At 60.2% G+C, this 13231-nt stretch carries 15 protein-coding genes; 10 read left to right on the plus strand and 5 right to left on the minus strand.

The window, feature by feature from the left end:
- Window positions 1-448 precede the first annotated feature (448 nt).
- Together M3484_RS02235 and M3484_RS02240 are read left to right on the plus strand one after the other, a co-directional pair.
- The gene (locus M3484_RS02235; RefSeq protein WP_249495582.1) at window positions 449-997 is read left to right on the plus strand and encodes a hypothetical protein; all 549 of its coding nucleotides are present in this window, start codon (window positions 449-451) and stop codon (window positions 995-997) included.
- A gap of 222 nt (window positions 998-1219) precedes the next feature.
- Window positions 1220-1735 (plus strand): hypothetical protein, encoded by a 516-nt coding sequence (locus tag M3484_RS02240; RefSeq protein WP_249495583.1) that lies wholly within the window; start codon window positions 1220-1222, stop codon window positions 1733-1735.
- Window positions 1736-1957: 222 nt separating this feature from the next.
- On the opposite strand, the gene M3484_RS02245 is transcribed toward M3484_RS02240, so the two are convergent.
- From M3484_RS02245 to ypfJ, 3 genes are all read right to left on the minus strand, one after another.
- Window positions 1958-2806, minus strand: coding sequence for an ATP-binding protein (locus tag M3484_RS02245; protein WP_249495584.1), 849 nt, complete (start codon window positions 2804-2806; stop codon window positions 1958-1960).
- Window positions 2807-3121: 315 nt separating this feature from the next.
- Window positions 3122-3388: a hypothetical protein gene (locus M3484_RS02250; RefSeq protein WP_249495585.1), complete on the minus strand. Its 267-nt coding sequence runs from the start codon at window positions 3386-3388 to the stop codon at window positions 3122-3124.
- Between the two features lie 645 nt (window positions 3389-4033).
- The gene (ypfJ, locus tag M3484_RS02255) at window positions 4034-4903 is read right to left on the minus strand and encodes a KPN_02809 family neutral zinc metallopeptidase (protein WP_249495586.1); all 870 of its coding nucleotides are present in this window, start codon (window positions 4901-4903) and stop codon (window positions 4034-4036) included.
- A gap of 225 nt (window positions 4904-5128) precedes the next feature.
- On the opposite strand from ypfJ, the gene M3484_RS02260 reads away from it, so the two are divergent.
- Window positions 5129-5596: a disulfide bond formation protein B gene (locus M3484_RS02260; protein ID WP_092897603.1), complete on the plus strand. Its 468-nt coding sequence runs from the start codon at window positions 5129-5131 to the stop codon at window positions 5594-5596.
- Window positions 5597-5663: 67 nt separating this feature from the next.
- On the opposite strand, the gene M3484_RS02265 is transcribed toward M3484_RS02260, so the two are convergent.
- Window positions 5664-6803, minus strand: coding sequence for a deoxyguanosinetriphosphate triphosphohydrolase (locus tag M3484_RS02265; protein ID WP_249495587.1), 1140 nt, complete (start codon window positions 6801-6803; stop codon window positions 5664-5666).
- Window positions 6804-6955: 152 nt separating this feature from the next.
- Here M3484_RS02265 and M3484_RS02270 point away from each other — a divergent pair, with 152 nt between their 5' ends.
- The 4 genes from M3484_RS02270 to rarD all read left to right on the plus strand — a co-directional run bounded on the left by M3484_RS02270 (window position 6956) and on the right by rarD (window position 9552).
- On the plus strand, window positions 6956-7318 hold the full coding sequence (locus M3484_RS02270) for a HesB/IscA family protein (RefSeq protein ID WP_092897599.1): 363 nt from the start codon (window positions 6956-6958) through the stop codon (window positions 7316-7318).
- 166 nt (window positions 7319-7484) lie between these two features.
- Window positions 7485-8078, plus strand: coding sequence for a pseudouridine synthase (locus tag M3484_RS02275; protein WP_249495588.1), 594 nt, complete (start codon window positions 7485-7487; stop codon window positions 8076-8078).
- A 10-nt stretch (window positions 8079-8088) separates the two neighbouring features.
- Entirely contained in the window at window positions 8089-8523 is a 435-nt protein-coding gene (locus M3484_RS02280) for a cupin domain-containing protein (RefSeq protein WP_249495589.1), read from the plus strand.
- Between the two features lie 96 nt (window positions 8524-8619).
- Window positions 8620-9552 (plus strand): EamA family transporter RarD, encoded by a 933-nt coding sequence (gene rarD / locus M3484_RS02285; RefSeq protein ID WP_249495590.1) that lies wholly within the window; start codon window positions 8620-8622, stop codon window positions 9550-9552.
- A gap of 95 nt (window positions 9553-9647) precedes the next feature.
- Here rarD and M3484_RS02290 read toward each other — a convergent pair whose 3' ends face one another.
- Complete coding sequence (locus M3484_RS02290; protein WP_249495591.1) at window positions 9648-10619, minus strand: DUF808 domain-containing protein; 972 nt, start codon at window positions 10617-10619, stop codon at window positions 9648-9650.
- Between the two features lie 249 nt (window positions 10620-10868).
- Between M3484_RS02290 and gap (M3484_RS02295) the strand changes: the two genes are divergently transcribed.
- The 3 genes from gap (M3484_RS02295) to gap (M3484_RS02305) all read left to right on the plus strand — a co-directional run bounded on the left by gap (M3484_RS02295) (window position 10869) and on the right by gap (M3484_RS02305) (window position 13186).
- Complete coding sequence (gap, locus tag M3484_RS02295) at window positions 10869-11870, plus strand: type I glyceraldehyde-3-phosphate dehydrogenase (RefSeq protein WP_092897591.1); 1002 nt, start codon at window positions 10869-10871, stop codon at window positions 11868-11870.
- A gap of 38 nt (window positions 11871-11908) precedes the next feature.
- Window positions 11909-12052: a hypothetical protein gene (locus tag M3484_RS02300; RefSeq protein ID WP_092897589.1), complete on the plus strand. Its 144-nt coding sequence runs from the start codon at window positions 11909-11911 to the stop codon at window positions 12050-12052.
- A 132-nt stretch (window positions 12053-12184) separates the two neighbouring features.
- The gene (gene gap, locus M3484_RS02305; RefSeq protein ID WP_092897587.1) at window positions 12185-13186 is read left to right on the plus strand and encodes a type I glyceraldehyde-3-phosphate dehydrogenase; all 1002 of its coding nucleotides are present in this window, start codon (window positions 12185-12187) and stop codon (window positions 13184-13186) included.
- Window positions 13187-13231: the final 45 nt, after the last annotated feature.

The following is a 13231-nucleotide window of genomic DNA, read 5'->3' on the forward strand; positions in this document are numbered from 1 at the left end:
CTACGAGCTGATTGATGATAAGGGGCGTGAATATAATCTGCTTGCCAGCCTCTTTCACGGTCGGACGATCCCAACCATGCAGTCCAGAGATGGATCCATTGACATGTCAGACGACGACAAGGCCGCGGCCCAAGCCTCTATCCGTAGCTACATCGATAGTTTTGACTATGACAGGCTCGTGGCGGAGGTCAATGACAGTATTGTCATCATCAGGAAATTTCATGCCACAAATGTCGGATATGAGAAAATTCAGCTCTTCCGAATTATTAAAAATGACCACGATAACAGCGTTATTCGAAAGTTTATCAATTAATCCTATCACATTGAGAATGAATATGTGATGCAGCTGAATCCGCACAGATTTGAATATATACCAGAATACGTCATTGAGCAATGTGCTGCCATACTGGCAGAAATTCGAGGCCCACAATAACGGGAGTCCGCATCCGTGTCGCAGTATACCAGATGGACGCGCCATCGTCTGAACGATGGCCACGGAAACGATTATCAGGACCTGACCCCCATCAATCTGATGTGGATTGCATCAGCGGCGGCAGAGGAAACGCTGCAAGGCTCGCCGCTCGCCGGTGCCTGGCTTAACTTGTTCTCCGCTCAGTTGAGTCAGGATGATCCGTTCTGGCTGAGGTGGAGTGGTGATATGGCAGAGAGTGCGGAGCTGCGCCGGGCTTATTCAGGCCTTTATGGCCGATTTTTCGCACGTGCTTTGCTGCAGCAGCACCTTGGCTTCACAAGTTTTTTGTCGCTTGGCCGTAACGGCCTTCAGATCCCAAATTCCGTTAACGTCAAGAGGATACGTAAAGGGGACATTCCAGACTGGATTGCCTGGTGTCCTAGCCGAAACAGGCATGTGCTTGGGGAAGCGAAAGGAACACTGACAGCAAAGGATTTTCTTGGCCAAACAATCCCGAAATGCGTGCAGGAGGGCAAAAAGCAGTTTCAGAGGGTAAGAGTTCTTGACGGAACGATTGTCAGATGACCGCTTAAATGGGGCGCGGCGTCTCGCTGGGCCACGGATCTCAGAACTGTAGAGCCCGTCACGGCGTTGTTCGATCCTCCGGAGGACGATACGCCCTATAACGAGCATGAAGCGCATCGGCACAGGGAGGCGATGCGCCGGGCCTGGCTTGACAGTCTTGCTCCAGGGTTCGGCCTTCGGGGCGCTGATGATTTCACATTCGAGGCGAACCGTGATCGCCGCATGCTGATCATTGCAGAGCCTGGAGGCATGGAACACGAGGCTGACGTCAAACCCTCACAAGAGGAGGCGCTTCCGGACGAAGTTGTCGACGGACGTCTTGCTAACAATGCTGACTTCAGACAGCGCATGAGAGCTAACCCTCCACCTGATGGAACTCCGCGAGATCTTCGTGAGCACGAGGACTACGCTGACGGCCGTCTCCTTGTGCCTCACCCTGGAGAGAAGACGGCCCACATCGGTCTATATGTATCAGTCGCCATTACACGCTTCGGCATTCAGCCGCTTCATGCCGGCAACACAGACAGTCTGCGGCGACTGCAGGACCGCGCAAGGGAGGGGACGGAGCCTGCGAAGGTTGTCGGCATCCCGATCTGGACAGATGCGAAGTTACTCGGCTTTCCGAAGATAACGTGGTTGGACGCTGCGGGCATTGTGGACGTGGGGAGGCTGGCAGTGTTCGATCTGCGCAAGATTGCGATTGATTTTGATGAGGGCTCGGGTGACCGGGTTCTGTGACGGCTCGCGAATGGCTAGTGTCTAACTCAGTGTCCAGTTGAAATGGGCCGGAATTATCGGCTGTCACTGGGATCGCGTAAGTGCTCCACATGGCCGTGCCAGTTAGCCGCTTCTCAGACATTGTGGGCCTGAAGAGCTTCAGCAGGACGCCTGGCCGGCGTCCTGACCGTTCTCAGGACTGAACTCCTGGAAAAGGCGCACCTATGCCCGGCAGCTCAGCTTTCAAACGGCGCACTGCCTTTGCTTGCCAAGGCCATTCCCTCCCAGTTCAACCACATCTCCTGCCGCCAGGTAGACCGGGTCGGGACGCATCCCCATGAAAGTGTCCGACAGATGCCCGTTGAGGATACCAAGAATTGTCACGGAACAGGGCAGGGGGACCTCTGCCTTGATGTCAAAGCGGCCAGCGCGCAGAACTGCCGGGTCAATGCGGGAAGGGTCGTTGCACGCCCCAACAACGATGACGCCTTCTTCAACCGCAATGCTGTTCATTGCCTGCAGAAAGCCGTTGATGACCTGATGCCGGTAATCGCTGTTCCGGTCCGCCCCTCCTCTCGCGCCTACAGAGTCGATCTCGTCGATAAACAGGACAGCAGGTGCGAGCCGCCGTGCAGTTGCAAAGCTGGACTGCATGGCTTTGAGCATATCGCCAAGGTGGCCCATGGCCTGCCAGTCTGCAAAACTGGCGGATACAAAGCCGACGCCAGCGCTGTTGCCCATTGCATGTGCAATGTAAGTTTTGCCGGTCCCTGGCTCACCATAAAGCAGCAGCGATCGGCACATCTCATCCCAGCGGAGCTCACCTTCGCGCCATGACTGAAGATCCGCGATAATACGTCTTGCTGTTTCCAGCGCTCGGCCGCCGCCCTTGACCTCTGAGAGCTGTGGCCCTTTGGGTTTCGGGGTTTTCATAAGAAAGCTACGCAGTTGCCTGACAACTTCCCGGGCGTCTGGCGCCCGCGTTGCGATACGAAGTGCGGATACCGGCAGAGATGCCAGTTCGGCGTTATCGGGAAGTGCTCCGGCGAGTTCGGCAGCCTCGTCTTCCGCCTCGCGATATACGATGCGCAAAAACTGAAGCAGGATCTCACTATTGAATGAAGGGTGGGAAAGTCAGGGCAGGGGGCAGATACTGACCAATATCGTCCGGAAGATCTGCTCCTGTGGCAGTCAGGACAATCAGTGGCACATGAAATGCCAGTGCCGCCCTGACACGGCGATGGAAGGCTCCGACACCAGTGGGTGTGAAGTTATCTTCCAGCGACAGCAGGAGGGCATCGCAGTTGCCTGCATCTCTCGGCTGAAACCCGATCCTCATAGCCTCCGGCGCAAAGCCAACGGAAAGCAGTTCACGGACAGTCGTCATCTGGTCTGAAGGAATACCGGTTACGACGGTGACCGCCCCGGCTGCAGGCACAACTGGGTCACATGCAATGGCACCGGCAGATCGAATGGGTCATCCGGAGCGGTCTCGAAGCGATCGGGCCTGGACTTCTTCGGCAGTGCCGAAGGCGCGACACCCGGCAGCACGGTCGGAACATCGAGCACAGAATTGCGCGAGAAATCACAGGAATGGATGTGCCAGGTCTCGTCCAGCCGCCTGAGCACGGTGGCTGCAAAGCTGGCCCAGGCGGGTTTGGGATGGGAATTCATGGGCAGCATCCTTTACGCATCAGCTCTCTGATCGCGAATGCAGAGCTGTCGCGAGGTGAAAGCAGAAATTCGGGGATCCGGACGGCGGTGCCGGTGGTTCCGGAACGGTTCTTCGGACCATGCGCAGGGAAACTGGAGGCGTCAACGCGGGCGGTGATGGGCGGTGAGTTGGTCAGGGGGTGAGATATCATGTTGTTTTTAAATGTAAAAAATCGAAGAAACGCTTGTCGGTGGCAAAATAATGGGTGTAAGCGCAAAATATTGGGTGTGCTGACACCATTGTATCAATTGATCAAGTATTTTATCGCATAATCAGTATTATGTAACAAAACTGCCAAAAGCCGAGCCGGATTCGCTGGAGGAACTGATATGAATCCAGGCGGTACTTTTGTCTTTATCCATTCGTCTCGAGCGACCGGCTGATTTATAAGGCGCTGCAAGTGACTCCACCGCCTGGGCCACGCTGCTCTTGGCCTGGCGAAGCAAAGCTGTGATCTGTTCATCGGGGCTTACACGGTCCAGCTCCAGTCACGGTTGCCTGTTAATCAGAGCAACAGCACTTTCTCGCTTGAACCGCCTCAGGTCGCATCAGGAGAAAGCTCCGCTTAAACAGCCCTTTAATCATTCAGCCTGTCCTCCCCAGGCTCACAGAACCTGATCTGTCAGTTTCAGGCACTCGGCGATCCTGCCGCTGCGCAGCCCGGTGTTGAACCACTGAGCCCGCTGCGCCGAACTGCCATGGGTAAAGGTATGTGGCATCGGGCGCTGGCCGGCATTCTTTTGCAGCGTATCATCCCCGATCTGGCGCGCCGCGTTCAGGGCCTCGTCGAAATCGCCGCGCTCGACGGTGCCAAGCGTCGTCGCGGCCTCATGCGCCCAGACGCCGGAGAGACAATCGGCCTGAAGCTCGATCAGCACCGAGACCTGGTTCGAGTCGGTCGCGCTCAGCTGGCTGCGCAGCGTATTGGCGCGGCCCAGAATGCCGAGTTCGTTCTGGACGTGATGGCCGACCTCATGCGCCACGACGTAGGCTGCGGCGAAATCACCCTTTGCGCCGAGCTGTTTTTCGAGCGTCACGAAGAAACCGGTATCAAGGTAAACCTTTCGATCGGCCGGGCAATAAAACGGCCCGGTAGCCTCGGAGGCACCGCCGCAGGGCGACTGGGTGCCTCCCTTAAACAGCACCAGCGTCGCGGGCTTATAGGTTTTGTTCAGCTGGCTGCGGAACAGATCGGCCCAGATCACCTCGGTATCGGCCAAAACGACCGAGACGAATTCCCCGGCCTCCTGGTCCTGGGCGGTCAGAGGCTCACCCGCGCGGCCGCTGTTCTGGCCTGCATCCAGCCCCACCTGGTTCAGCAACTGGCTCGGATCGACACCCAGCACCAGCGCGATCACAAAAACCGCCACAAGACCAAGGCCCCCGACCCCGGCTGCGCTGCCCCCACGGATCCCGCTGCCCTGCGCGCGGCGATCTTCGATATTATTGCTGCCGCGGCGGCCTTTCCATTGCATTGCGGGCGCTCCCCTGTCCTGCGGCGCCCCGGCGATGAGGCCACACACGGGTGGCAATCTACCCTGCCCCGCTATTTCAGAAAAGCCCTGACGAAAGGTCCAGGCGGCCGGCCTGCACAGCGACTGATCGCGGGCTGATCGTCGACGCGCGAAGGCGTTACTTTCCCTTTCGTCACACCGGGCCTAAACCTGTCACCGTATCGCCAGGGAATCGGAGCCCGCCCTATGATCCTGAAAACACCGGCAATCCTGATCGCGGGCCTCGGATCGGCCGCAATGCTGGCCGCGGCCTTTGGTTTTCAGCTGATTGGTGGGCTGGCGCCCTGCCATTTGTGCCTGCTGCAACGCTGGCCGCATGCCGCTGCGGTGCTGTTTCTGGCGCTCTGGCTGGCGACAGGCTGGCGGATCTGGCCCTGGCTGGGGGCTGCCGCAGCGCTGACCACTGCCGGGATCGGGCTGTTCCATGCGGGTGTCGAACTGGGCTGGTGGGAATATATTTCGACCTGCACGCAAGGGTCGATTGCGGGGCTGTCAGCATCTGATCTGATGAACCCGGCCACGGCGGCCCCTGCCCCGGTGCGCTGTGACGCGATTCCGTGGTCCTTGTTCGGGATCTCGATGGCGGGGTGGAACGCGATTGTCTCGCTGGTCCTGGCGCTGATCTGGGTTTTCGGCGCCACCCGTCGGGACTGAACCGGCAGAAAGCCTCTGGCGGGAAGGTTTCAGTCTGGGAAAACGGGGCCCCACCCTGACAGGGAGGTCAGGCCCCGTCGGTGACCGGCGCGCAATTGAAAAGGCGCGCATGTTCCTGGATCGCGAAACGGTCAGTCATCCCTGCCACATAATCCGCAACTATGCGGGCAAGTGTGGTTTCATCCTGACCGGCATCCCGGATGTCTTCCTGCCATTCAGCGGGCAAAAGCTCCGGCTGGTTCAGAAACAGCGGGAAGAGATCATCCATCACCCCCGTCACCCGCGCCCGCACCTCCATCACCGAGGGCGCGCGATACATCCGGTGGAAAAGGAAGCTGCGCACCGCCTTCAGCTCCTGGTAAAGCGGCTTTGAAAAGCGGATGATTGTCGTCCCCATATGGCGGATCTCGTGCACCGATTGCGGCTGTGCCGCCTCAAGCCGGTTTTGCGCCACATGGATCACGTCTTCGACCATGCGGCCAAAGACGCGGCGCAGCGCCTCATGCCGGCGGCGCATCCGGTCGAGCCCGGGGTAAAGCTCGTCGACCTTACGGAAGGCAGGACCGGCAACCGGCAGCTCCATCAGGTCATCCTCGGTGAAAAGCCCCGAGCGCAGCCCGTCATGCAGGTCGTGATGCGAATAGGCCACGTCATCTGCGATGGCTGCGACCTGGGCCTCGGCGCTTGCATGGGTCGACAATTCGAGATCCCAGGCGCGGTTCACCTCATCCAGCGCATAGGGCAGATGGTCGGGGTGGTGCTTGTGTTTGTCATCGGCGTTGGGGCCGATCACCGGACCATTATGTTTCGCGATGCCTTCCAGCGTCTCCCAGGTCAGGTTCAGCCCGTCAAAGCCGGCATAATGGCGTTCCAGCCGCGTCACGATGCGCAGGGCCTGAGCGTTATGGTCAAAGCCGCCATAGGGTTGCATCAGCCGTGCCAGAGCATCTTCGCCGGTATGGCCAAACGGCGTATGACCCAGATCATGCGCCAGCGCGATCGCCTCGGCCAGATCGGTGTTCAGCCCCAGCACCCCCGAAATCGTGCGCGCCACCTGTGCGACCTCGATCGAATGGGTCAGGCGGGTGCGGTAATAATCGCCCTCATGTTCGACAAAGACCTGAGTCTTATGTTTCAGCCGGCGAAAGGCCGAGGAATGAATGATCCGGTCGCGATCCCGCTGAAAGGGCGAGCGGAATGTGCTCATTCCTTCGTCAAACAGCCTCCCACGCGACTCTTCTGGCTGACAGGCAAAAGCGGCAAGCATCACGATCCGGTTCCCAATTCAGTGCGGCGGCTTGTTCGGCGCGGCCCTGCCCCCTATATTCCGGGAAAGCGCTGAATGATACCGGAACAGCCATGGAACTTGTGCTTCCCCCCGATGCCGCCCCCTTTGCCGATGCGCTGCCGCGCGTCACCGACCGCGCTTTCGCGCGGCTGGCCGAAATTGCCGAGATCACCGGCGCGCCACAGCCTTTGCGCGTTGGCGTGCTGGGCGGCGGCTGTTCGGGCTTTCAATATGAGATCGTGCTGGGCCAGGCCGGCCCCGAGGATCTGGTTTTCGAAAAAGACGGCCAGCGCGTGCTGGTTGACCCGGTTTCGCTTCCGTTCCTGCAAAATGCGGTGATCGACTTCACCGAAGAGCTGATCGGGGCGCGTTTCGTGATCGAGAACCCGAATGCGTCGAGCTCCTGCGGCTGCGGAACTTCATTCTCGATCTGACGCCTCAGGGCCGCGACTGATGGGCCGGATCCCGGCAATCGGCTGACGCCGGAGACAGGCCACATCCGGCGGAACAGCCGAAGCTGCGGGTGACATGTTCGCGACAACGCAGATGGCAGAGCGACTGTCTTTTAGTCGGGACGGCCAGACATCTCATTGCTGAGCGATGCAACAGCCGCTTTTCGGGATCACGGCGGCATGGCACTATGGCGCCATGTCCCGCATCATCCTCCTGAACAAACCCTTTGATATGCTCTGTCAGTTCACCGATCTGAAGAGCCCATCGCCCCGCCCGACCCTCTCGGCGGTGCTTGACCAGCCCGGTGTCTATCCGGCGGGCCGGCTGGATCGCGATTCCGAGGGGCTGGTGGTGCTGACCGATGACGGGCGGCTGCAGGCGCGGATCTCGGACCCAAAGCACAAGACCGAAAAGACCTATTACGCCCAGGTCGAGGGTGCGCCTGATGCGGCCGCGCTGGCGGCGCTTGAACAGGGTGTCATGCTCAATGACGGCCCTGCCCTGCCCGCACGCGCCAGGCTGGTGGCGGCGCCCGACTGGCTCTGGTCGCGCGAGCCGCCGATCCGGGTCCGCAAATCGGTGCCCGATGCCTGGATCGAACTGACCATCCGCGAGGGCCGCAACCGCCAGGTGCGGCGTATGACAGCGGCGGTCGGCCTGCCAACCCTGCGCCTGATCCGCTGGCGGGTGGGCGACTGGACACTGAAAGGCCTCGCGCCGGGACAATGGAGAGATTTGTGAGGAGGAATTTGTGAACACTGCTGCACAAGAAATCATCGCCCATCTCGATCTGAGACCGCATCCCGAGGGCGGCTGGTATCGCGAAACCTGGCGCGGCCCGACCCGTGAAGCGCGCGCCTGCGGCACCTCGATCCTCTTCCTGCTCCAGGCGGGAGAGAGAAGCCACTGGCACCGGGTCGATGCCGATGAGATCTGGCACTGGCATGCGGGGGCGGCCCTCGACCTCGCAATGGGGGAACGTGCGGCGCGTCATTACACGCTCGGGCCCGATATACTCGCGGGGCACCACTGTCAGATGATTGTGCCCGCCGGCTGGTGGCAGGAAGCCGTGAGCCGCGGCGACTGGACACTTCTGTCCTGCACGGTCAGCCCGGGCTTTCGGTTTGAGGGCTATGAACTGGCCCCGGCGGGCTGGAGCCTGCCTGCTGAGCCGGCCCGGGCGTAAACTGAAAATTGCCCCCGCTGGCCGGTCATGGCAAATCTTGTATCCATCACAAGATGCGCCCTCGCCGCCAGGGGTGCCCCTGGATAAACCTGTCCCATGGAACACAGCCCCTCCCCCAAACCACAGCCCGCCGGTTCGCAGGAAGGAGACAGCCTTTCCGGGTTTCTCTATGCGCTGTCCGCCTATCTTCTCTGGGGATTTCTGCCGCTTTATATGAAGGCGCTGGATCATGTCTCGCCGATCGAAGTGGTGGCGCATCGGGTGATCTGGGCGCTGCCGGTTGCGCTGCTGATCCTGGCCCTGACACGCCGGACCGCAGATCTGAAGGCGGCTTTGCGCAATCCGGCGATGCTCGGGATGACGCTGGTGACGGCGGGGCTGATCTCGGTGAACTGGGGGTTCTATGTCTATGCGATCACCTCCGGTCGGGCGCTGGATGCGGCGCTTGGCTATTACATCAACCCGCTGTTCTCGATCCTTCTGGGCGCCGTGTTGTTGGGCGAGCGTTTGCGCGGTGTACAATGGCTCGCAATTCTCGCGGCATCCATCGGGGTCGCGATCCTGACCCTCGAAGCCGGGCGCCTTCCGGTCCTCGCGCTGGCGCTGACGCTCACATGGGGTTTTTACGCCTATTTCAAGAAGAGCCTGCCGATCGGTCCGAACCAGGGATTCACCCTGGAGGTGATGGTGCTGTTGCTTCCGGCGCTGGCGGTGATCGGCTGGCTCGCCACATCGGGGGAGATGCAGTTCCTGCACGGGCCTGGCTGGCAGAGCGCAATGTTGTTCCTGCTGGGGCTGGTGACCGCGGGGCCGCTGATTCTCTATGCCAATGGCGCCAAGAAGCTGCGGCTGACGACCATCGCGATCATGCAATATATCGCGCCGACGATGATCTTCCTGACTGCGGTTTTTGTCTTTGACGAGCCGTTCAGCCGGCAAAAACTGGTCGCTTTCGGCTTCATCTGGCTGGGACTGGTGATCTATTCCCTCTCAATGCTCCGCCGGACAGGTACAAAGCCGGAGTTTTGAAAACTCCGGCACGGAGCCTTTCCAAGGCTCCGGCGCGAAATCTGTGCAGATTTCGCCAGCGTCCGATTGCCGAAATCTCCCCGGTTACCGAAGTTTCAGTGGGCAGATCCTTTCTTGCCGCTGACAAGGCGCCAGAGCGGCGCGATCCCCCTTGTCGCCACCGGGATCAGCAGCGTCCCGACAATCAGGCCGACCACGCCATCAAGCGCGGCCGTCACCAGCCATTGCACCAGCCCTGCCGCCTGGGAAACAGCTGATGCCGCAGAGGTTGAAATATGGTGGATGGTCTCATAGGGCCAGGCCCAGAGATGCGTCGCCTCGAGCCCATGCACGACGATATTGCCTCCGACCCAGAGCATCGCAGCCGTTCCGACCACGGACAGCACCCCAAGCAGCACCGGCATGCCCTTGACCAGCCCGCGCCCGAAGGCCCTTGTCACGCCAATCCGCCCGGTCGCCGCCATATGCAGCCCAATATCATCCATCTTCACGATCAGCGCCACCGCGCCGTAAACCGCCACCGTAATCAGCGCGCCAACCACCGCAAGAACCACCGCTTTCATCCAGAAATCCGGGCTGTCGATCACCGAAAGCGCGATGGTCATGATCTCAGCCGAAAGGATGAAATCGGTCTTGATTGCCCCGGCGACTTTCACCTCCTCAAGCTGCGTCTCATTCCCTGCCGCGTGATCCGCTTCCGCCGCCTCCCCATGCGGGAACAGCGCATGGAACAGCTTTTCCGCCCCTTCAAAACACAGATAGGCGCCCCCCAGCATCAGCAGCGGCGTGATCGCCACCGGGAGGAACGCCTCCAGCGCCAGCAGGACCGGCAACAGGACCAGCAGTTTGTTGCGCATCGATCCGAGCGCGATCCGCCAGATGATCGGAAGCTCGCGTTCCGGCCTGAACCCGGTCACATATTTCGGCGTCACCGCGGCGTCATCGATCACCACGCCTGCAGCCTTGGCCCCAGCCTTGGCGGCCGCCGCCGCAACATCGTCGACCGATGCGGCTGCCACTTTGGCAATCGCCGCGACATCATCCAGCAAAGCCAGCAAACCACTCATGTCACACCCCGTTTAAGCGCCTCCTAGCACAATGGCAGGGAATCACCCGATCAAAGCAAGGGGGAGTTATCCCGGCCCTGGCGCCTTCTGGCTGCCCGGGCCCGCAACTGTTACCGCAAGCGCTAGCGCAAACAGTCGGGGTTTGCGCTAACACAATGAAAATACGTATCTTTTATGCTTTGAAAAGCTGCAGGGCAGCGCTAACCAGCCTGAGACCCGGGATAATTTCGTGCAGCGGAGACACAGGATATGACCATCACAGTCGGTATCAACGGATTTGGCCGCATCGGCCGCTGCACCCTCGCCCATATCGCGGAATCGAACCGCAATGATGTGCAGGTCGTGGCAATCAATGCGACCGGCCCCATCGAGACCAATGCGCATCTGCTGAAATACGACTCGGTTCATGGCCGCTTCCCGGGCACCGTGAAGGTCGAGGGAGGCGCGCTGGATCTCGGGCGCGGTCCGATCCGGGTAATGTCGACCTACAATCCCGAGGAGTTGGACTGGGAGGGTGTGGATGTCGTTCTGGAATGCACCGGCAATTTCAATGACCGCGCAAAAGCCGCCGTGCATCTGGGGCGCGGCGCGAAACGGGTGCTCGTCTCGGCCCCCGCGAAGAATGCCGATCTGACCGTGGTCTATGGTGTCAATCACCGCTCGCTGCTGCCTGAGCATCTGGTCGTCTCGAACGGGTCCTGCACCACGAACTGCCTCGCGCCGCTGGCCAAGGTGCTGAATGACACGATCGGGATTGAATCCGGCATCATGACCACGATCCATTCCTATACCGGCGATCAGCCGACGCTGGACCGCCGCCATTCTGACCTTTACCGCGCGCGTTCGGCGGCGATGGCGATGATCCCGACCTCGACCGGCGCCGCAAAAGCGCTTGGCGAGGTCCTGCCCGAGCTGAAAGGCAAGCTCGACGGCTCGGCCATCCGGGTGCCGACCCCGAATGTCTCGGCGGTGGATCTGACCTTTATCGCCGCGAAATCGGTCACCGCTGACGAGGTGAACCAGATCGTGCGCGAGGCGGCCAATGGCTATATGGGCATGGTCATGGCCTATGACCCGGAGCCCAAGGTCTCGATCGACTTCAACCATACCCCGCAATCATCGATCTTCGCACCGGATCAGACGCGAGTGGTTGGCCGTTCCGTCCGCGTTCTGGCATGGTATGATAATGAATGGGGCTTCTCCTGCCGCATGGCCGATGTGGCCGGCGCCATGGGGCGGCTCGCAGGCTGAGACCGGGCGCTCTCCCCGGCCAAACCCGGGGATTTCGCGTGACGGATCGTGTCGCACTCTACATCGCTTTGACGCTGGCTGTGGCAATCGGCCTGGATCTGCTCCTCACTCAGGGGCAGATCCTGATGTTTCTGGCGAAAAAATTCCTCCATCTTGTCGACTGGGTTCAATTCTGGCGCTGATGCTGGCAGGATTCGATTGCATTTCCGCGCGTTCTGCGGTTGTTAGCGCTAGCAGTCCGGCATCATCGTGCCGGCATGAGGGCGCTCTCAGCTTTGAAAGCGCAAAAGACACCGCAGCACCGGAGGAAGGTCATGGCTGTCAAGGTTGCAATCAATGGGTTCGGCCGCATCGGGCGCAATATCCTGCGCGCGATCATCGAATCGGGACGTACCGATATCGAAGTGGTGGCGCTGAACGATCTCGGCCCCGTCGAGACCAATGCGCATCTGCTGCGCTTTGACTCGGTTCATGGCCGTTTCCCGGCCGAAGTGACGACCGGTCCGGACTGGATCGATGTCGGCCGCGGCCCGATCCGGGTGACCGCACTGCGCAATCCGGCTGAACTGCCCTGGTCGGATGTCGATGTTGTTCTGGAATGCACCGGCATCTTCACCTCGAAAGAGAAATGCCAGGCACATCTGGAAAACGGGTCAAAGCGCGTTCTGATCTCGGCCCCGGGAGAGGATGCCGACAAGACCATCGTCTTCGGCGTGAATGACGACACATTGACCGCAGAAGACCTGATCGTCTCGAATGCCAGCTGCACCACCAACTGCCTCTCGCCGGTGGCAAAAGTGCTGCATGATGCCATCGGCATCGAAAAAGGCATGATGACGACGATCCACTCCTATACCGGCGACCAGCCGACGCTGGACACGATGCATAAGGATCTCTACCGCGCCCGCGCCGCGGCACTCTCGATGATCCCGACCTCGACCGGTGCGGCAAAGGCCGTGGGTCTGGTCCTGCCCGAGCTGAAGGGCAAACTGGACGGCTTCGCGATCCGTGTGCCGACCCCGAATGTCTCGGTCGTTGACCTGAAATTCATCGCGAAACGCGCGACTACGGTCGAAGAGATCAACAATGCCATCATCGCGGCGGCGGACGGCCCGTTGAAAGGCATCCTGGGCTATACGAAGTTCAAGAATGTCTCTTCAGACTTCAACCATGACCCGCATTCGTCGATCTTCCATATCGACCAGACCAAGGTGATGGACGGAACCATGGTCTCTGTCCTGAGCTGGTATGACAATGAATGGGGCTTCTCGAACCGGATGGCGGATACCGCCGTCGCGATGGGCAAGCTGATCTGACACCGGTCAGGCCTTCCCGGATTGCAAAGGGCGCGGATTTTTCAG

The organism is Pseudomonas sp. GX19020, from assembly GCF_023371075.1.
Taxonomy (GTDB): Bacteria; Pseudomonadota; Alphaproteobacteria; order Rhodobacterales; family Rhodobacteraceae; genus Pseudogemmobacter.